General features: G+C 42.9%; 15 protein-coding genes. 14 read left to right on the plus strand and 1 reads right to left on the minus strand.

Annotation, left to right across the window (positions count from 1 at the left end; all coding sequences use genetic code 11):
• The first annotated feature begins 5 nt into the window (after positions 1-5).
• From pgsA to mprF, 5 genes are all read left to right on the plus strand, one after another.
• A complete protein-coding gene (gene pgsA / locus FFR60_RS07535; RefSeq protein ID WP_088934150.1) occupies positions 6-587 on the plus strand; it encodes a CDP-diacylglycerol--glycerol-3-phosphate 3-phosphatidyltransferase in 582 nt (193 codons plus the stop codon).
• 193 nt (positions 588-780) lie between these two features.
• Positions 781-2,028, plus strand: a complete 1,248-nt coding sequence (locus FFR60_RS07540; protein ID WP_137663667.1) for a competence/damage-inducible protein A — start codon at positions 781-783, stop codon at positions 2,026-2,028.
• A 124-nt stretch (positions 2,029-2,152) separates the two neighbouring features.
• The gene (gene recA, locus FFR60_RS07545; protein ID WP_088934152.1) at positions 2,153-3,202 is read left to right on the plus strand and encodes a recombinase RecA; all 1,050 of its coding nucleotides are present in this window, start codon (positions 2,153-2,155) and stop codon (positions 3,200-3,202) included.
• 253 nt (positions 3,203-3,455) lie between these two features.
• Positions 3,456-5,015, plus strand: coding sequence for a ribonuclease Y (gene rny, locus FFR60_RS07550; RefSeq protein WP_088934153.1), 1,560 nt, complete (start codon positions 3,456-3,458; stop codon positions 5,013-5,015).
• Between the two features lie 166 nt (positions 5,016-5,181).
• A complete protein-coding gene (gene mprF / locus FFR60_RS07555; protein ID WP_088934157.1) occupies positions 5,182-7,743 on the plus strand; it encodes a bifunctional lysylphosphatidylglycerol flippase/synthetase MprF in 2,562 nt (853 codons plus the stop codon).
• Between the two features lie 42 nt (positions 7,744-7,785).
• Here the strand turns inward: mprF and FFR60_RS07560 are convergent, their stop codons facing one another.
• A complete protein-coding gene (locus tag FFR60_RS07560) occupies positions 7,786-8,190 on the minus strand; it encodes an Hsp20/alpha crystallin family protein (protein WP_088934158.1) in 405 nt (134 codons plus the stop codon).
• Between the two features lie 184 nt (positions 8,191-8,374).
• Here FFR60_RS07560 and ispE point away from each other — a divergent pair, with 184 nt between their 5' ends.
• The 9 genes from ispE (at position 8,375) to FFR60_RS07605 (ending at position 19,273) form a co-directional block, all read left to right on the plus strand.
• Positions 8,375-9,226 carry a 4-(cytidine 5'-diphospho)-2-C-methyl-D-erythritol kinase gene (gene ispE, locus FFR60_RS07565; protein ID WP_217809347.1) on the plus strand — a complete coding sequence of 284 codons (852 nt, stop codon included), beginning with the start codon at positions 8,375-8,377 and terminating at the stop codon, positions 9,224-9,226.
• Positions 9,227-9,475: 249 nt separating this feature from the next.
• The gene (locus FFR60_RS07570; RefSeq protein ID WP_171004889.1) at positions 9,476-10,444 is read left to right on the plus strand and encodes a metal ABC transporter substrate-binding protein; all 969 of its coding nucleotides are present in this window, start codon (positions 9,476-9,478) and stop codon (positions 10,442-10,444) included.
• A gap of 28 nt (positions 10,445-10,472) precedes the next feature.
• Positions 10,473-11,153, plus strand: coding sequence for a metal ABC transporter ATP-binding protein (locus FFR60_RS07575; RefSeq protein ID WP_088934698.1), 681 nt, complete (start codon positions 10,473-10,475; stop codon positions 11,151-11,153).
• On the plus strand, positions 11,126-11,956 hold the full coding sequence (locus FFR60_RS07580; protein ID WP_137663668.1) for a metal ABC transporter permease: 831 nt from the start codon (positions 11,126-11,128) through the stop codon (positions 11,954-11,956). Before FFR60_RS07575 ends, FFR60_RS07580 begins: the two co-directional genes overlap by 28 nt.
• Before the next feature lie 248 nt (positions 11,957-12,204).
• Positions 12,205-13,023 carry a pur operon repressor gene (gene purR, locus FFR60_RS07585; protein ID WP_088934160.1) on the plus strand — a complete coding sequence of 273 codons (819 nt, stop codon included), beginning with the start codon at positions 12,205-12,207 and terminating at the stop codon, positions 13,021-13,023.
• 514 nt (positions 13,024-13,537) lie between these two features.
• Positions 13,538-14,905 (plus strand): bifunctional UDP-N-acetylglucosamine diphosphorylase/glucosamine-1-phosphate N-acetyltransferase GlmU, encoded by a 1,368-nt coding sequence (gene glmU, locus FFR60_RS07590; RefSeq protein WP_088934161.1) that lies wholly within the window; start codon positions 13,538-13,540, stop codon positions 14,903-14,905.
• Positions 14,906-15,002: 97 nt separating this feature from the next.
• Positions 15,003-15,974: a ribose-phosphate diphosphokinase gene (locus FFR60_RS07595; RefSeq protein ID WP_088934162.1), complete on the plus strand. Its 972-nt coding sequence runs from the start codon at positions 15,003-15,005 to the stop codon at positions 15,972-15,974.
• A 148-nt stretch (positions 15,975-16,122) separates the two neighbouring features.
• The gene (locus tag FFR60_RS07600; RefSeq protein ID WP_137663669.1) at positions 16,123-18,549 is read left to right on the plus strand and encodes a hypothetical protein; all 2,427 of its coding nucleotides are present in this window, start codon (positions 16,123-16,125) and stop codon (positions 18,547-18,549) included.
• 4 nt (positions 18,550-18,553) lie between these two features.
• A complete protein-coding gene (locus FFR60_RS07605) occupies positions 18,554-19,273 on the plus strand; it encodes an ABC transporter ATP-binding protein (protein ID WP_088934164.1) in 720 nt (239 codons plus the stop codon).
• Positions 19,274-19,417: the final 144 nt, after the last annotated feature.

A 19,417-nucleotide genomic window follows, 5' to 3' on the forward strand; every position in this document is an offset into this window, starting at 1 on the left:
CAACAATGAATTTACCAAATAAATTGACTGTCATTCGGATCTTTATGATTCCGGTGTTCATGGTCGTTGTATTGGCACCGTGGGACTGGGGAACACTGCAAATCGGAAATACTAGTTTAGCGGTAACACAGCTAGTCGGAGCAATTATTTTTGCAGTAGCCAGCTATACGGACCATTTAGACGGAAAAATTGCCAGAGCCCGCGGCTTGGTTACGAACTTCGGGAAATTCGCTGACCCTTTAGCTGATAAAATGCTGGTAATGACAGCCTTCATTATCTTAGTGGAACAAGGCAAAGCTCCTTCATGGGTGATCGCGATCATCGTTTGTCGGGAATTAGCGGTAACGGGTTTACGATTATTGATCGTAGAGCAAGGCGGCGGCGTAATGGCTGCAGCGATGCCGGGGAAAATCAAGACAGCAACACAAATGGTCGGAATCATATTGCTTTATCTAAACAATGTCCCATTCAATTTTATTGGTATTCCGATGGATCAAATCATGTTGTATATCTGCCTATTCTTCACAATTTATTCAGGGTACGATTACTTCGCTAAAAACACTTCGATCTTCAAAGGCTCGATGTAATAGAAATTTTGGACGATACATTCAAGTATCGTCCTTTTTTTGCGTATCTTTAAATGTAAACAGCTAAAGGAATCATTAAAAAAAGACTGATGATCCATCCAGCAATAAATAAGTTTGCCAATCGCTCCTTAAATTTTGTTTTTTCTGTTATAGTTGAGAAAAAATGGCGTATCTTTAGAAAGAAGAGGGACGAATGAAAGCAGAAATCATTGCCGTGGGCACAGAACTTTTATTAGGACAAGTTGTAAATACCAACGCGACTTTCTTATCAGAAAAATTAGCGGATATGGGGGTCGAGGTTTATTTTCATACAGTTGTTGGCGACAATCCGCAACGTTTAGAAGAATTACTTCAATTAGCGGATACCCGCAGTGAGCTGATTATCTTATGCGGCGGCTTAGGACCGACTGATGATGATTTGACGAAAAATGTACTGGCTGATCACGTAGGTGTCCCGCTGGTTCAAAATCAAGAAGGGTTAGAAGCGTTAAATGGATTTTTTGCCCAGCGTCAAGGAACCATGACACCGAACAATTTGAGACAAGTAGAGACTTTGCAGGATGGCATCCCATTACCGAATCGGACTGGTTTAGCGATCGGCTGCCTCTATAAAGGTGAAAAGAATAATTACATTTTATTGCCTGGACCGCCAAGCGAATTGAAGCCGATGTTCTTAGAGCAAGCACGACCATTGTTGGAAAAAGAGTTTCCCGCGACAGAAAAATTGACTTCACGGGTCTTGCGCTTCTTTGGTATCGGAGAATCCAAGCTAGTGACGGAGCTGGCAGAAATGATCGAACAGCAATCAAACCCAACGATTGCACCTTATGCGAAACCAAACGAAGTCACGCTGCGAATCACAGCCAAGACAGAAGATGAAGTTTCAGCCAATGCCTTGCTAGACCAGACAGAAGCTGAGATTTTAGCAAAAGTCGGCGAATTCTTTTATGGCTATGGAGAAGAAAACAGCTTAGTCGAAGTCGTAGTGGACTTATTAAAAGAACAGCATTTAAGTATCACAGCGGCCGAGAGTTTAACGGCGGGTGAATTCCAAGCGACGTTAGGCACGATTCCTGGCGTTTCTGAAGTTTTCCCAGGTGGGTTTGTGACGTATTCAAAAGAAACGAAGGCGAGCTTCTTAGGGATCGATCCCGCGCTTTTAGAACGTGTCGGCGTTGTCAGTGAAGAGTGCGCGAAAGAAATGGCCGAGGCGGCACTGCGTCTTGCAGATACTGATTATGCGTTGTCCTTTACTGGTGTGGCTGGTCCTGATGATTTAGAAGGAAAACCGAAAGGAACGGTTTACATCGGTTTGGCCCAAAAAAATGGCGAAACGCTTGTTGCTGAAAATCATTTTAGCCGAGATCGTTCGTATGTTCGCCATAGTTCGGTGATGAAGGGCTTAGACATGCTTAGAAGAGTAATTCTAAATAAAAATTAAGAATGCGAATGTTTGTTCGTTTTTTTGCTTGCTTTTTTGATGCCAAACCGATAAACTAGGGATATTGAAAAAGCAATAATGATGTGGAAAACATATTTATTATAGGAAATAGGAGGATCAGTTATTGGCTAATGATCGCAAGGCAGCTCTAGAGGCTGCAATGAAGAAGATTGAAAAGAATTACGGAAAAGGCTCGATCATGAAATTAGGTGAAAAGATCGACCAACAAATTTCAACGGTTCCAAGTGGCTCTTTAGCATTGGACGTTGCGTTAGGTGTGGGTGGATACCCTCGCGGACGGATTATTGAAGTATACGGTCCAGAAAGTTCTGGTAAAACGACAGTAGCTTTGCACGCAATCGCAGAAGTGCAAAAACACGGCGGTACAGCGGCCTTTATCGATGCTGAGCATGCGTTAGATCCTCAATACGCACAACGCTTAGGGGTAAATATTGATGAATTGCTGCTTTCACAGCCAGATACTGGTGAGCAAGGTTTAGAGATCGCCGATGCGCTGGTTTCCAGTGGTGCCGTTGATATTATCGTTATCGACTCAGTGGCAGCGCTAGTTCCACGTGCCGAAATCGATGGTGAGATGGGTGATGCCCATGTTGGGCTGCAAGCTCGTTTAATGTCACAAGCATTGCGTAAACTATCAGGTTCGATCAACAAAACGAAGACAATCGCTGTGTTCATCAACCAAATTCGTGAAAAAGTCGGCGTGATGTTTGGTAACCCGGAAGTAACTCCCGGAGGACGTGCCTTGAAATTCTATGCGACTGTTCGTTTAGAAGTGCGTCGTGCAGAGCAATTGAAAAATGGTACGGACATCGTTGGTAACCGTACGAAGATCAAAGTTGTGAAAAACAAGGTGGCACCGCCATTTAAAGTAGCCGAAGTCGACATCATGTACGGCTTGGGAATCTCACAAGAGGGCGAATTGCTGGACATGGCTGTTGAACAAGACATCATTGATAAAAGTGGTGCTTGGTACGGATACAAAGAAGATCGTATCGGTCAAGGCCGTGAGAACGCGAAGAAATACCTAGCTGACCATCCAGAGATGATGGCAGAGGTTGCTACGCGTGTAAGAGCGGCTTACGGTATTGGTGATGATGTGGAAGTGACAGAAGTAGAAGAGGCTGGTCAAGAAGCACTTCCTTTAGATGAATAAAAAACAAATTTACACTAACGACAACGCGTGTTTGCTCGGTCGTTAGTGTTTTTTTGCGTGTTGTTCTACAACAAATCAAAGCGCTTTATTAGAGAGCTTGGTAAAAGAGAAATAAAGTTGACACACTATCGGACAAACATTAGAATAAAGTTGTGTGACTCTCACACATATGCAAGTAGGCATATTGATAATTTGACATTCGTTTATCAAAAAACTACAGATAGGTAAATAAGATAGTACGGAGGTGGATTTAATGACGTTAGTTCCTATTCTCCTCGCTATCATCGGTTTAATTGTCGGTCTTGGTTTGGGTTTCGTGGTGGCAAAATCACGCCATGAAAAAGAAATTGATGGGGCACAAAACACAGCTAGAGGAATCATTAAGCATGCTAATAAAGAAGCGGAAACCTTAAAGAAAGAAGCTTTGTTGGAAGCCAAGGAAGAAAACCAGCAGTATCGCGCACAAGTTGAAAGTGAGTTGAAAGAAAGCAGACAAGAACTAAAATCGCAAGAAAATCGCTTGCTTCAAAGAGAACAGTCTTTAGATCGTAAAGATGACTCTCTCGAGAAGCGTGAGCACTCACTGGAAGAAAAAGAAACAAAGATCAGTGCTAGACAGCAATTAATTGACGAGCGAGAAAAAGATGTAGAACAACTGATTGAAGAACAACAAACAAAATTGGAACAGGTTGCTTCTTTAACAAAAGATGAAGCAAAAGAAGTAATTATGAAGACGACCGAAGAGGAATTGAACCATGAGTTAACAGTTATGGTCAGGGAATCTGAGCAACGGGCGAAAGAAGAAGCCGATCGTAAAGCTAAAAATCTTTTGGCGATGGCGATTCAACGTTGCGGTGCCGACGCTGTTTCTGAAACGACTGTTTCAGTAGTTACGCTGCCAAATGATGAGATGAAAGGTCGCATCATTGGACGTGAAGGTCGAAACATTCGGACATTAGAAACATTGACGGGGATCGATTTGATTATCGATGACACGCCAGAAGCAGTCGTTCTATCCGGCTTTGATCCAATCAGACGGGAAATTGCCCGCATGACGTTAGAGAAATTGATTCAAGACGGTCGGATTCATCCGGCACGGATCGAAGAAATGGTTGAAAAATCTCGCAAAGAAATGGATGAACGTATTCGTGAATACGGGGAACAAGCAGCCTTTGAAGTGGGCGCCCACACCTTGCATCCAGATTTGATCAAGATTTTAGGCCGTTTACATTTCCGGACCAGCTATGGTCAAAATGTATTGAATCACTCAGTGGAAGTGGCCAAATTGACTGGTGTCTTAGCCGCAGAATTAGGCGAAGATGTTCAGTTGGCGCAACGGGCCGGCTTGCTTCATGATATCGGTAAAGCACTGGATCACGAGATCGAAGGTTCTCACGTGGAGATTGGTGCAGAACTTGCTGCCAAATATCGTGAAAACCCTGTCGTAATCAATGCGATTGCCTCTCACCATGGAGATACAGAAGCAACTTCAGTCATCTCTGTTTTAGTAGCCGCTGCCGATGCAGTTTCAGCCGCTAGACCAGGAGCACGAAGCGAATCATTAGAAAACTATATCCGCCGCTTAGAAAACTTGGAAAATATTTCCAATAGTTTTGACGGAGTAGAATCAAGCTTTGCCGTCCAAGCTGGACGTGAAGTTCGTGTCATGGTTAAACCAGAAGAAATTTCTGATTTAGATGCGACTCGTTTAGTTCGCGACATTCGCCGCAGAATCGAAGATGAGTTGGATTATCCAGGACATATTAAAGTGGTCGTTATTCGCGAAACACGCGCAACCGATTATGCAAAATAGTAAAAAGCCTCATTTATGAGGCTTTTTCTTTTTGCCCGTTATCCGTTTTGTTTGATTGCGGTGTTTTAAACGAATATTTTAAGGGAAACGTAAATTTAAAAGGATAGCTTCAAAGCAAGAATTCATTTAAAATAGAGTACAAGAAAAGAAAGAATGGGGTAGAAGGATGACGACTATTAGTCGCTGGTTCAAACGCTACGCCACCTTGCTCAAGATTATTTTCTTTGGGATCGTTTTATTTTTCGTCGCAAATCAGGTGAAAAATATCGCTCATGGAATGAGCTGGCAAACCGTTTGGCAAACGATCAAACAACAGGATCAAATTGCATTATTAAGTATGTTTGGGATCGGCCTTTGCGGCGTTCTGCCCATGCTTTTATATGATCACGTAGCGATCACGACGCTGGAAGCGGCGGGACGGCCGCGGATGAATCGCAGAGAGTGGCTGGTCTCAGCTTGGACCACCAACACGATCAATAACCTAGCCGGCTTTGGCGGAGTCGTCGGAGTGAGCCTGCGGTCAAGTTTTTACGGAAAAGGTATGGAGAAGAAGAAGGTCTTGGCGGTGATCTCGAAAATCGCTATTTTCATGCTGGCGGGACTTTCGATCATGGCCTTCATCACGTCTTTGGACTTAATCTTCTTTCGAACGCAAAATCCCTTTGTTCGTTATCGGTTTTGGCTGTTGGCGGGTGGAGCATTCGCGCCGATCCTGTTTGGCTTTGTTTATGCGCGCCGCCGTACAATTTTTAAGGAATTTCGGCTAAAACAGATTTTTGAACTATACTTGGCTTCATTAGGTCAATGGCTGGGCGCTTTAGCGGTCTTCTTGATCGTTGGCTATTTGATGGGCGTGAGATTAAATATTGGAGAAGTCTATCCGATGTTTGTGATCGCGACAGGATTAGGGATGCTGACGATGGTACCTGGAGGTGCGGGAACGTTTGATGTCATGATGATCTTGGGCTTAGGGCATCTAGGCTTGAATCAAAGCACCGCAATCGTCTGGATTCTATTTTACCGGATATTTTATTACTTGCTTCCTTTTTTGACGGGGATCGTGATCTTTTTGACTAATACCAGTGTCAAAATGAATCGCTACTTTGATAATTTACCGCGCTTACTTTCGCAAAAAGTGGCTCATGTGATTATGGTCAGTGCAGTTTATTTTGCAGGAATCATGATGATTTTGTTATCGACATTGACGAATTTGTCGAATATCAGCCGCTTGTTCCAAGTGCTGCTGCCGTTCTCCTTTGATTTTTTGGATCAGACGTTGAATCTTTTGATCGGTTTTCTGCTGCTGGGCTTTGCTCGGGGGATTTCTCAGAAGGTGAAGCGGGCATTTTGGCCGACGATTCTCTTGTTGATTTTTGGGATCGTCAACACGGTTGCGCGGACAGCATCGGTTCGTTTGATCATGGTTTACGTAGTGATTTTATTGATCGTGTGGATGTCGCGGAAGGAATTCTATCGAGAACGCTTTGTTTATTCTTGGGGTGCGTTAGTGTTTGACGGTATTTTGTTTGGCTTGCTGTTCATATTCTATGCGGTAGCAGGTTATCACAGCGGACAAATTTGGAGTACGGAACGATTGTCGACGAAGTATTTTGCTTTTCCTTCCGGAGAGATTTGGTTCTCGGGATTAGTTGGATTGATCTTATCGATTTTGTGTTTGGCGATTTTATATCAATATTTGACCCAGAGTGATACCAGCCTTGGAGCGGCTTGGGATGAAAAACGTTTCAACTATTTGATCAGCCGTTATGGCGGCACGCCTGCCAGTCATTATCTGCGGGTGTCAGGCTATCAATATTTCTATTATCAAGAAAACGGCAATGATCAAATTCTATTTGGTTTTCAAACGCGTGCTAATAAGTGTTTTGTTTTAGGTGATCCTGTGGGGAATCCTAAAAAGTGGAAGGCGGCGACGTTTGCTTTTATGGAGCATGCCGATAAGCTGGGCTATCAGCTAGCTTTTTACAAAATATCAGAAGAATATGTGCTGCTTTTACACGACTTGGGCTTCCACTTTGATAAGATCGGCGAGACGGGTGTGACGGATTTCAATCAGCATAAGCTGGATGTTTTCTCTGATCGTTTTGAATTTAAACGATTGACCAATGAAGGCTATCAATTTATCTATTTTGAAAAGCTGCCGGAAGAGGTCTTTGATGAGCTGGAGGAAATTTCCGATGAATGGTTGAACGGCGAAAAGGAAAAATGCTTTTCCGTCGGACGATTTGATCGGGCGTATATTAAAACCAGCAATGTCGGGATCGCTCGTGATCCGCAAAACCGAATTGTCGGATTTATCACCGAGCAGCCGGTCAATCAGGAAAAAGCCTCCTTCGATCTTTTACGTTTCCGAAATGATGTTCCGAATGAACTGCCGACATTTTTGAAGCTGCATTTAATGGATGAGTTGAAGAAGCAGGGCTATGCTGAAGTTTATCAAGGCATGGCACCGCTAGCGAAGGTTGGGGAAACCTCCTTTGCCTTTTTAGGCGAACGGATCATGAACTTGATCTATAAATATGGTCATTCGATCTACGCCTTTCAGCAGGTGGCAGAAGAAAAAACGGTCTATGTCGATCATTGGCGGCCACGGTATTTCGCCTATATGAAAGACAGCAGCTTCTTATTTTCTGCTTTGCAATTATTATTATTGATCGGTCGGGGCAAGAACAAGGGAGCGACCATTTCAGAAGAGATGATAGAAGTATAAAAAGACGAGCCAGAGCGGCTCGTCTTTTCGTCTATTCAGTTGCTAATCAATCGTGATTGCTTTGCCTTTTTTCTCTTCATAATCGGCTTTTGGCAACTTTAAAGTAAGTACGCCGTTTTCAAATTTCGCGGTGATTTTATCTTCAATAATATCTTTTACGACAAATTGGCGATGATAAGCGCTGCTGGAACGTTCTCTGCGAACGAAACGGCCATCATCTTTGACTTCATTTTCTTCTGTGTGTTCTGCATCAATTGAAAGAATGTCATTATTGTGATGAATCGAAATTTCCGATTTATCAAAGCCCGGCAGGTCCGCCTTAACCTCATAATGATCATCCAAATCGCGGATGTCCACGCTCATTTTTCGATCATCCCAAAACGTGTTCATCAGTTTGCCAACTAAATCTTCTCCATCCAACCAATCGTTTTTCGGCAGTAGATTCATATCGCTTCCTCCTAATTCGTAATGAATGTTCTTCTGACAGCGTATACATAGTTCCTAACTTCATGGTAAGGCTTAAAGAGGAATTATTCAACTAATTTAGAGGGCTATGCTAAAATGAATTATCTATACATTTAGGATGGGCTATGATAGAATCGTCTAGTGAAAAATTTGAACGGGTGAGAAAATGGAAATTATGGAGAAAGCCCCAGCGAAAATCAACTTGGGCCTCGACATTTTAGGCAAACGGCCAGATGGCTTGCATGAATTGGCGATGGTCATGGCGAGCATCGACCTAGCGGATCGTTTGTATTTGGAAGAGATTCCGGAAAATAAGATCCTTATTGAGACCAATAAGGCTTTTTTACCCACGGATAAAAAAAACCATGTTTACGAGGCGCTGGAATTAGTCAAAGAACGCTTTGAGATAAAAAAAGGCTTGCGGGTCAAAATCCATAAAGAGATTCCTGTGGCGGCAGGACTTGGCGGCGGTTCGACGGATTCTGCTGCGGCTTTGCGAGCAGTCAATCGTTTGTGGGATTTGGGTCTGACGATTGAAGAGCTGGCTGCCTTAGGTGCAGAGGTCGGCTCTGACGTTCCTTATTGCGTCTATGGACAAACGTCCTTGGTTGAAGGATTCGGGGAAAAGGTTACACCGATTGCTCCGATGCCGCAATGCTGGGTCGTGGTGGTGAAACCGCGAATGAGCGTTTCGACGCGCACGATTTTTGCTCAAATCGTGATGGAGGATTTGTATCATCCCGATATTGAGGCACTCGTCTCAGCGATCGAAGATAATGATTATCAGAAAATGACGGAAAACCTAGGCAATTCAATGGAAGTTGTCACGATCAAAAAGCATCCGATCATTCAACAGCTGAAGGATCGAATGCTGAGATATGGCGCAGATGCTGCAATGATGAGCGGCAGCGGTCCTACCGTATATGCCTTGTGTCATAAATATTCGCGCGCCAAGCATGTGTTTAATGCACTGAAGGGCTTTTGCGATGAAGTCTATCTTGTACGCACGTTAAAATAGATCCGAAAAAAGGGTCTATTTTTTTGTGCTTTTTTAGGAAAGCTGGCTGATTGGGCATAAAATAACGTAATAGAGAGAATAGATCGGATACAGGTTTTGTGCTTCATATGAATGGAGTGTCATCTATTTTACGATTTAACAGCATTATTCTGAGCTAAATCGTAATTTTTACGTTTTGTGTTGACGGATAGAAAAACATTTGTTAAATTAAACCTTGTCTTAAAAAGAGAAGAGAAGGTGTTTAGCTAGATGAAGATGCAAAAAGGACTACTTTTAATAGGAACTGTGGTACTATCAGTTTTGCTGACTGCTTGCGGCGGTCAAGAGAAAAAAGAAGCCTCATCTAATGATAAAATTCAAGTGATGACGACATTTTATCCAATGTATGAATTCACCAAACAGGTGGTAGGAAATAAAGGCGAGGTAGAGCTGCTGATTCCAGCAGGGACGGAGCCCCATGATTTTGAACCCTCAGCCAAAGACTTGGCAAAAATTTCTGATGCAGACGTGTTCGTCTATAATAGTCCCGAATTGGAAACGTGGACAGATAATCTGACAGATACGATCGATACGAAGAAAACGGAAATTATTCAAGCGTCTAAAAATATCACATTGATGGATGGTGCCGAGCATGACCACGAAGAAGCCCATGATGATCATGATGCAAAAGAGCATGAAGAAGACGGGCATGACCATGACTTAGATCCCCATGTTTGGCTAGATCCTGTTTTAGCGATCAAAGAAGTTGAAACGATTCGTGATCAGTTAAGTAAAAAGTATCCAGAGGATCAGGCGACATTTGAAAAAAATGCTGCAAACTATATTGATGAATTAAAGACCTTAGACGAAGACTATCAAGCAGGCTTTAAAGCTGCGAAGAACAAAACCTTTGTGACGCAGCATGCGGCCTTCGGTTATTTGGCTAAGCAATATGGCTTAACTCAAGAAGCGATTGCGGGGATTTCGCCAGATCAAGAGCCGTCTCCAAGCCGCTTGAGTGAATTGAAGCATTATGTGGATGATCATCAAGTCAAAGTCATCTACTTTGAAGAAAATGCCTCATCTAAAGTTGCCGAAACGCTATCTAAAGAAACCGGCGTAAAATTAAAAGTATTGAATCCGTTGGAAAGCTTGACGGAAAAACAAATCAAAAACGGTGAAGACTACGTTTCCGTGATGCGGGAGAATTTGGATGCATTGAAGGAAAGTATTAAGTAGCCAAACGTTTTTAAAGGAGAGACGAAAAATGTCGTATATCGAGGTGGAAGACCTCTCGTTTTATTATGACAATGAACCGGTATTGGAAAATGTGTCGTATCACGTTGACCCGGGGGAGTTTGTCATTTTGACTGGAGAAAATGGTGCCGCAAAATCGACATTGATCAAAGCGACATTAGGTCTATTAAAACCCAGCAGCGGAAAAGTGACGATCGCGAAGAAAAATGCTGAAGGGAAAAAATTGAGTATTGGTTATATTCCGCAGCAAGTAGCGTCCTTCAATGCGGGATTTCCCAGCACGGTGCTGGAATTAGTCGAGTCAGGGCGCTATCCGCAGGGAAAATGGTTTAAAAAATTATCGCCCCGCGATCATGAACATGTGCAAAAAGCTTTAGAATCTGTGGATATGTGGAATATGCGCCATAAAAAAGTCGGCGAATTATCCGGCGGGCAAAAACAACGAATCAGTTTGGCGCGTTTATTTGCGAAGGACCCTGATTTGTTGATTTTAGACGAACCAACCACCGGGATGGATGAAAAATCGCGAAATGATTTCTATGAATTATTGCGACATAGTGCCCATGCACATGGAAAAAGTATTTTGATGATCACCCATGACCACGAGGATACCAAAAAATACATTGATCGGCATATTCGATTGGTGCGAAAGGAGAATTCTAAATGGCGTTGCTTTCATATGAGTTCATGAGACGGGCCTTCCTAGCTGCGATCTTTATTGCCGGCATTGCGCCGATGTTGGGTGTTTTCTTGGTTATCCGTCGTCAATCGCTGATGGCCGATACCTTGTCCCACGTTTCGTTAGCTGGGGTAGCGCTAGGGTTCTTCTTAAATTTGAATCCGACCGGTACGACGTTATTAGTCGTGGTTATTGCGGCGATCATCATGGAGTATTTGCAGAACATGTACAGTTCTTACTCTGAAATATCGATCGCTATTTTGATGGCGGCGGGATTGGCAGTTGCGCTGGTCTTGATGAGCTTGGCTCCCGGAAACTCGGCGGTCAGCATTCAATCCTATCTATTTGGTTCGATCGTAACGATTACGTGGCAGCAAGTCGTATTTTTAGGAATCCTATTTGTATTAGTGGGAATCTTGTTCCTACTATTTAAACGTCCGATGTATGTTTTGACCTTCGATGAAGATATCGCAGCAGTGGACGGCTTACCGGTCCGTACGATGTCGATGATTTTTAACATTGTGACAGGAGTGGCGATTGCGGTTATGATTCCGATCGCGGGCGCTTTATTGATCTCCGCGATCATGGTGCTGCCAGCGGCGATCGGGATGCGAGTAGGAAAAAGTTTTAATATCGTTATTTTGGTCAGTGTGCTGGTTGGCTTTGTCGGCATGATCGGCGGCTTGACTGGGTCGTATTACTTGGATACACCGCCGGGAGCGACAATCACGCTAGGCTTCATTTTCTTGTTCCTGATACTTAACGGAATCCGACAATTACGGATTATGTTTCAGCGAAAACAGCAACAAAATTAGAGGAAAGCGAAAGCTTTTCCTCTTTTTTTGTGGAATAATTAATAAATTCCGAACTTTTCGACTTTAAAACGAGAAAATGCTCGAATTTTATTGGCTAAACCCTTATAATGGGAAACGATAAATCAGAATAGGATGTCTTATGTTTTTTCTTTTTAATAGAAAGCCAAGGATGTGCGTCGAGTATCAGCTTATTTTCCTGATGTGGGAGAACTAAGTTCAATAAAATGAAACAGGTAGGAGTGAATTACGTGAAAGTGCGTCGAAGTGAACGATTAATCGACATGACACAATATTTGTTGGATCATCCACATGATTTGATCCCATTGACTTTTTTTGCGGCTAGATACGGTTCGGCCAAGTCTTCTATCAGTGAAGATTTAGCGATTGTAAAGAAAACCTTCAAAGAACGAGGAACAGGGTTCTTAGAAACGATCCCCGGTGCTGCCGGCGGTGTCGTCTTTACACCGAGTATTACTGATGAAGAGGCACAAGAGTACATCGGCTCTTTAGCTGAACGTTTGTCGGAAGAGGATCGTTTATTGCCTGGCGGCTATGTTTATCTGTCCGATATGTTAGGACAACCGGACTTATTACGTAAAGTCGGTCGAATTATTGCTGCGCAATATTTGGATAAAAAGGTCGATGCAGTCATGACTGTCGCGACAAAAGGTGTGCCGATCGCCCAAGCGGTCTCGTATTACTTAAACGCACCCTTCGTGATCGTTCGCCGGGATTCAAAAATCACGGAAGGATCAACCGTTAGCGTAAATTATGTTTCCGGTTCTTCTGAACGAATCGAAAAAATGGAATTATCAAAACGCAGTTTGAAACGTGGTTCAAAGGTTCTGATCGTGGATGACTTCATGAAAGGCGGCGGGACCGTCAACGGGATGAAGAGCCTGATCGAAGAATTTGAAGCAGAACTTGTGGGGATCACTGTTTTTGCGGAATCTAAATTTAAAGGTGAGCGTGCGATCGATGACTATAATTCATTATTATTTGTGCAAGATGTGGATACCAGCACGAAAACTATTACGGTCGTACCCGGCAACTGCTTCGATAAATAGATGACAGAAATGCTAAGCTATTAGACTCTCTTGATTTTTTGATAGAGGGTCTAACGGGCTAGCCTTTTTTGCGTCTGGCTAGTAAAATAGGATGAGTGTTTTAAATTAGTAAGAATTTTATTGATAAGAATTATATACGGAATGAAAATCCGAGATAATTTTTTAAAAATTATTTCATTATTATGAATGAGGATGTCAGTTTTTCTTCATGCTTTTAGTATGATTAGAAAAATGATATACGTGTTGAGAAACAGACTCATTTTTTTCTAAAAAATGAATACATTAAAACGAAATAGGATGTCAGTTCCACTTTGTACTTTAGTATATTAGTGGAATGATATGCGGAATGAAAATCCGAGATAATTTTTTAAAAATTATTTCATTATTATGAATGAGGATGTCAGTTTTTCTTCATGCTTTTAGTATGATTAGAAAAATGATATACGTGTTGAGAAACAGACTCATTTTTTTCTAAAAAAATGAATACATTAAAACGAACGAGGAGTGATTTCTTTTGGAAAATCGTTATGCGATTATTTTAGCAGCGGGTAAGGGAACTCGCATGAAATCAAAATTATACAAGGTCTTACATCCGGTAGCAGGCAAACCGATGGTGGAACACATCATTGAGCGCGTGGTTGAGACACAACCAACGGATATCGTGACGATCGTCGGCCACGGTGCGGAAATGGTCAAAGAACAGCTAGGCGACCGCAGCCAATATGCGCTGCAAGCAGAACAATTAGGAACGGGCCATGCGGTTATGCAGGCGGCCGAGTTTTTAAAAGGCAAAAAAGGCACGACGTTGGTTATCAGCGGGGACACTCCGTTGCTTACAGCCCAAACATTGAATAATTTATTTGATTACCATCAAGGTAAAAAAGCCAGCGCAACAATTTTAACGGCTCATGCAGAAGATCCAACCGGCTATGGCCGCATCCTACGCGACCATGTCGGTATTGTAGAAAAAATCGTCGAACAAAAAGATGCCACGCTTGAAGAGGCGCGTACCCAAGAAATCAATACCGGAACTTATTGTTTTGATAATGAACAATTATTTGCGGCATTGGAAAAAATCGGCACGAATAATGCTCAAGGTGAATACTATCTAACAGATATCGTTGAAATCTTGAAGAACGAAGATCAAACGGTTGCGGCTTACCAAACAGAAGATTTCGAGGAATCATTAGGTGTTAATGACCGGATCGCTTTGGCGAATGCAAATGAGATTATGCGCCGCCGTATCAACCGCCAACATATGGTCAATGGTGTAACCTTTATTGATCCGGCAACGACTTACATTGATGCAGGAATCGAGATTGGTTCTGACACAATCATCGAGCCAGGTGTGCAGATTCAAGGAAACACGGTGATTGGTTCGGATTGTGTTATCGGAGCACATTCAAAAATCGTTGACAGCACGATTGAAGATAATGTTGAAATCAAGGCTTCGGTCTTAGAAGAATGTATCGTTCGCAGAAATGCGGATGTTGGTCCGAATGCTCATTTACGTCCGCAGGCAGAAATCGGCGAGAATGCCCATATCGGCAATTACGTAGAGATCAAAAAAGCGACGATTGGCGAGAATACTAAAGTGGGTCACTTAACTTACGTTGGTGATGCGACTCTTGGTAAAGACATCAATGTCGGCTGCGGGGTTGTTTTTGTCAACTATGACGGCAAGAACAAACATCATACAACTGTCGGCGACCACGTATTCATCGGCTCTGGCACAAATATCATCGCACCGGTCACTATCGCTGATCATAGCGTAACAGCAGCGGGTTCAACGATCACTGACGACATCGCTGAAGGTGATATGGCGATCGCTCGTGCTCGCCAAGTGAACAAAGAAGGATATGCGAATCGTTTGCCATTTTAAGGGAAATCTCTTGATTTCTTAAATGGAAATGACTAGTATTTTATTTGAAATGGTATATAATCGGTAACGTATGTTTAAAAAGAAAGTGGAGGTCCCCATGTCGAAACATTATTTTGATCCAAGATTGAAAATTTTTGCTTTGAACTCAAATCGTCCCCTAGCTGAGAAAATCGCTGAAGAAGTTGGTGTTGAATTAGGAAAAAGTTCAGTTACCCAATTTAGTGATGGTGAAATTCAAGTAAACATTGAAGAAAGTATTCGCGGCTGTCATGTCTATGTCGTTCAGTCAACAAGTAGTCCGGTAAATGATAATCTGATGGAACTTTTGATTATGATCGATGCTTTGAAACGTGCGAGTGCAAAAACAATCAACGTCGTAATGCCTTATTACGGGTATGCCCGTCAGGACCGTAAAGCGCGTGCACGGGAACCAATTACTGCTAAGCTTGTTGCTAACATGATCGAAAAAGCTGGCGCAACCCGTCTATTGACTTTAGACCTGCATGCGTCACAAATCCAAGGATTCTTTGATATTCCTGTAGATCACTTAATGGGTGCACCATTGATTGCTGATTATTTCTTAGAAAAAGGTATTTGCGGCGACGATGTCGTAGTTGTTTCACCAGACCATGGTGGCGTAACTCGTGCGCGTAAATTAGCCGAATTCTTGAAAGCACCAATCGCAATCATCGACAAACGCCGTCCGAAAGCGAATGTTGCCGAAGTAATGAACATCATTGGGAAAGTCGATGGCAAAACATGTGTCATTATCGATGACATGATCGATACGGCTGGTACGATCACATTAGCTGCTAATGCCTTGAAAGAAGCTGGGGCGAAACAAGTCTACGCTTCATGTACACATCCTGTTTTATCTGGACCAGCAATGCAGCGAATCCAAGATTCAGCGATCGAACATTTAGTCGTAACCGATTCAATCTACTTATCTGACGAACGTAAAATCGATAAGATCGACGAAATCAGTGTGGGTGTATTAATGGGAGATGCGATCAAACGTATCCACGAAAACAAACCGGTTAGTCCATTGTTTGAAACACATAAAAAATAATTGATTCTATTAGCTAGGTATCCTTGTTGGGTACCTAGCTTTTTTTTACACATATTTTAATGATTAAAATTTTTTTGAACAAACGCTTTCACGCTGGTTTCCTTCTGATATGATAATAAGTAGAAGAAAGGAATCTGAGGAGGACATCATGCAAAAAAGAATGGATCGAATCTCCATGGCAGCGGGCTATGGGATTTTACTTATTGCTTTATTTTTAAAAATAATCGGCGGCGAAAGACAGCGGTTCACTTTGATTGAATCATGGGTTCGCGGCTTGCTCAGCGGGAATTTCCTGCACTTTTGGCAAACAGAATTTGCTTCAGGAATAGGTGTCTTAGTAGGAACCGGGCTCTTCTTGCTGCTGACGTTGATGTACGCCCTTGATGCCGTCCTGCTAACGTTTCATCGACGAGTGCCATGGCTTGAATCGGTTAAGGCGGCGTGGCTTTATTTTACGATGTTCTTTTACTTTGTATTTATTTCATTTTATTCCAGCAGTATTTGGCTGGTGCTGATTCTGATCGTCTGTGCCTTGGAATTTCTGCTGAATCGGTATTTGGAGGATAAGATCGAGCGGGATCGAAAATACGCCGAGTCGCAAAAAATTGAAAAAGCCTATAACGAAGATCGTAAACGGCGCTTAGGCTTTCCGGGAAAATATTCGCCGGAGTTCCACCAGATCATTCGCAAAAATTTTCGTTTCCATCAAAAGAATTATCTGCTGTTAATTTTTGCTAACGCGCTGGTTTTCTTTGCGTTAATGATTCTCTTTTTCACCTATCATGAGTTTAGCGGAACGCACACACAGGACTCGATCTTTGATAAGACCGGTCTTTTACGCATCTTTATCGAGTCAGGCGGGGTCCTTTTACTGCTGCTGCTATTATTTCTAACGTTTATGGATAGCTTGTACGTTGATTTTAAGGCGAAGCATATGGAGTTGTTCATTCAGCTGGGGATTCGCAAAAAGACATTTTTGGCGATGCTATTGGAAGAGTTTAGTTTTTGTGCCTTAGCGGGAATTTTGATTGGCGGAGTGATCGGTTTAGCGGTTACCAGAGGGTTGCATAGTTTCGGTTGGGCATTGCTGCTGTATATTGGATTGCTGGTTTTGGCGATGGCTTTTCATCAGGAAAAAATATTGCGCTTGATTCAGTTTAGACCAAGGGAACAAGCCAAACCGGATCAACCGAACCAACGCTGGACACCACTGTTTTTATTGGTAGGTCTGATTGCGTTAGCGATCACTTTTTGGTGGTTCAACCGGCGAAAATCTGCGGAGACATTATTAGTGGTGGGGACGTTGGTCGCTGCATTGTGGGGACTGTTTCTTGGTGGAGGCGGGCTTTATGTTAAACACAAGCGTGGAAAAATCAATCTGCTGCTTTCCCGCAATGATTTGTTTTATCGCTTCCACAAGAGTATCAATGTCTTACTGTTAGCGACACTACTGCAAGTATTGGCGATCGGATTCTTTTTGCCGCGCTTAGTAACCTTTCAACAAACCAAAGTCCACGATTTATTTCCTTACGAGGCAGTGGCAAAAGTCAAACAGCCGGAAGTTCAGCAAGTGGAAACGACGTTGAATCAGGATAAGGCTTCGTGGAAGAAATACCCTTTCTTTCCAGTAACCTCAGTTGACGGTGATCCGGAATGGGAAACTTTTGGAACGGCGCGCCCCATCATGTTCATTCAAGGTCAGCATATCGGAATTTCTGAAACGACTTATCAGCAGCTTCGTCAGGCGAATGGATTGAAGCGTCAGCCGCTGCATTTAAGAAAAGGACTGTGGCATGTGGTGTATCAACAGGCCATCAGTATTCGCGGACAGCCGATTGATTGGGACCCGCAAAGCACACTTCCGCGCTTGCGAATCGGGACACCTTTGGAAAGCTACAATACAAACGATGTCGATTTGATTTTTCCGCTGCGCAAGATCAAAAGTCAGGAACGTTTAGTTTTGACGGGCATGTTTCAACGAGGATTGCAGGAGAACATTCTTGTTTTTGCCGATGAAGAATTTGCGGCGTATGCGAAAAAGGAAAGTCCAAGGCAATTATTCCTGATTAGCGACGATAAAAATAGCGCCGCTTCGTTGAACTTCCTGCAGAAAAAATATGCGGATGATAAGCGTTGGGATACGGCGATCGAACCTATATATGAAAAAACACAACGCAAAAACAATGTAATCACGGAAAATTATCTGCAGGTTCTGCTGCTGATCTTCACTTTAGTCACCTGCATTTTTATGAGTGTTGGGTTATTAGTATCGAAATTTGAAAGTGAACAAGCCAGTTTGGTGTCAAGAAGAAGACTGCTGGATCAATTAGGTATGCGAGAGAAGGAGCAGCGAAAGATTTTGAAGCAGCAGGTCGGTCTCTTTACACTGCTGCCGATCGTCGCAGGATTTCTATTGAGCGTCGGTTTTATTGTCATTATGGGGCTGCTGCGTTTCTTTACGAGACAGGAATGGCTGCAGTTCGCTCGTATTTTCTTCATAGACTACAGTATCTACTTGTTAGGCTGGGGAATCATCGCAGTTCTGATCTATCGCAGAATAAAAAAGTGGAGGTAAGCAAATGGAGCCAATTATCAAAGCCGCGGCTATCACTAAAAATTATGGGCAGCAAGAAGTACTTAAAGGAATTGATCTGACAATCAGCCGCGGAGATTTCACTTGCATCATGGGACGTTCCGGCTGCGGCAAGACAACGCTGTTAAAAATTTTAGGATTAATGCATCCGCCAACCACTGGCGAGGTCACATTTGAAGAACGATTAACCCATGAGCTGTTTCCAGATGAGATCTCCGATATCCGCAGACAAAAAATCGGTTTTGTCTTTCAAGATTTTAATTTGATGGAAAGCATTACTGTGCGGGAAAATATTCTGCTGCCAGCGATCTTAGACAAACAGGATACAGGAACGGCAGAAGAACGGATGAAACCATTCTTTCAAATTTTGCGGATCGAACATTTGCTGGATAAGTTGCCGCATGAATTATCCGTAGGGGAAAAACAGCGGACCGCTATTTGCCGAGCGCTGATGAATGAACCGCAAATTATTTTAGCGGACGAGCCGACTGGAAATTTAGATAGCAACGCAGGGGCTGAGGTGATTAAGATTTTCCAACGGATCAATCAGGAATTGGGGATCACGATCGTTATGATCACTCACGACAGCAAAGTCGCCCAAGCCGCTAAGGATGTCATCTTCTTAAAAGACGGGCAAATCTATGATCGTTTAACCAATATCGCCGGCTCAGAAGTCCAGATCGCGGAAAAAATGCTAGAAGTTTAAATGGAAGAGACGTAAAAGAAGCGCTCCGAGAGATCGGGCGCTTTTTTGCTGCAGGTATAACGGGCAAAAAAAGAGCTCATCGGTGGGTGGCCGATGAGCAAAGGAGTTAAAAAATGAAAAAGTGTTAGGGTTGTTTGTTGGTAT

The organism is Enterococcus hulanensis, assembly GCF_005405485.1.
GTDB lineage: Bacteria > Bacillota > Bacilli > Lactobacillales > Enterococcaceae > Enterococcus_A > Enterococcus_A hulanensis.

Excerpts from the sequence above, each read along its gene's own strand:
- FFR60_RS07560 (WP_088934158.1), bottom strand. The coding sequence starts at position 8,190 with ATGAATCTACTGCCGAAAAACGATTGGTTGGATGGAGAAGATTTAGTT.
- FFR60_RS07580 (WP_137663668.1), top strand. The coding sequence starts at position 11,126 with ATGGCGTTGCTTTCATATGAGTTCATGAGACGGGCCTTCCTAGCTGCG.
- FFR60_RS07600 (WP_137663669.1), top strand. The coding sequence starts at position 16,123 with ATGCAAAAAAGAATGGATCGAATCTCCATGGCAGCGGGCTATGGGATT.
- ispE (WP_217809347.1), top strand. The coding sequence starts at position 8,375 with ATGGAAATTATGGAGAAAGCCCCAGCGAAAATCAACTTGGGCCTCGAC.
- rny (WP_088934153.1), top strand. The coding sequence starts at position 3,456 with ATGACGTTAGTTCCTATTCTCCTCGCTATCATCGGTTTAATTGTCGGT.
- FFR60_RS07575 (WP_088934698.1), top strand. The coding sequence starts at position 10,473 with ATGTCGTATATCGAGGTGGAAGACCTCTCGTTTTATTATGACAATGAA.
- mprF (WP_088934157.1), top strand. The coding sequence starts at position 5,182 with ATGACGACTATTAGTCGCTGGTTCAAACGCTACGCCACCTTGCTCAAG.
- FFR60_RS07570 (WP_171004889.1), top strand. The coding sequence starts at position 9,476 with ATGAAGATGCAAAAAGGACTACTTTTAATAGGAACTGTGGTACTATCA.
- pgsA (WP_088934150.1), top strand. The coding sequence starts at position 6 with ATGAATTTACCAAATAAATTGACTGTCATTCGGATCTTTATGATTCCG.
- FFR60_RS07540 (WP_137663667.1), top strand. The coding sequence starts at position 781 with ATGAAAGCAGAAATCATTGCCGTGGGCACAGAACTTTTATTAGGACAA.
- FFR60_RS07595 (WP_088934162.1), top strand. The coding sequence starts at position 15,003 with ATGTCGAAACATTATTTTGATCCAAGATTGAAAATTTTTGCTTTGAAC.
- FFR60_RS07605 (WP_088934164.1), top strand. The coding sequence starts at position 18,554 with ATGGAGCCAATTATCAAAGCCGCGGCTATCACTAAAAATTATGGGCAG.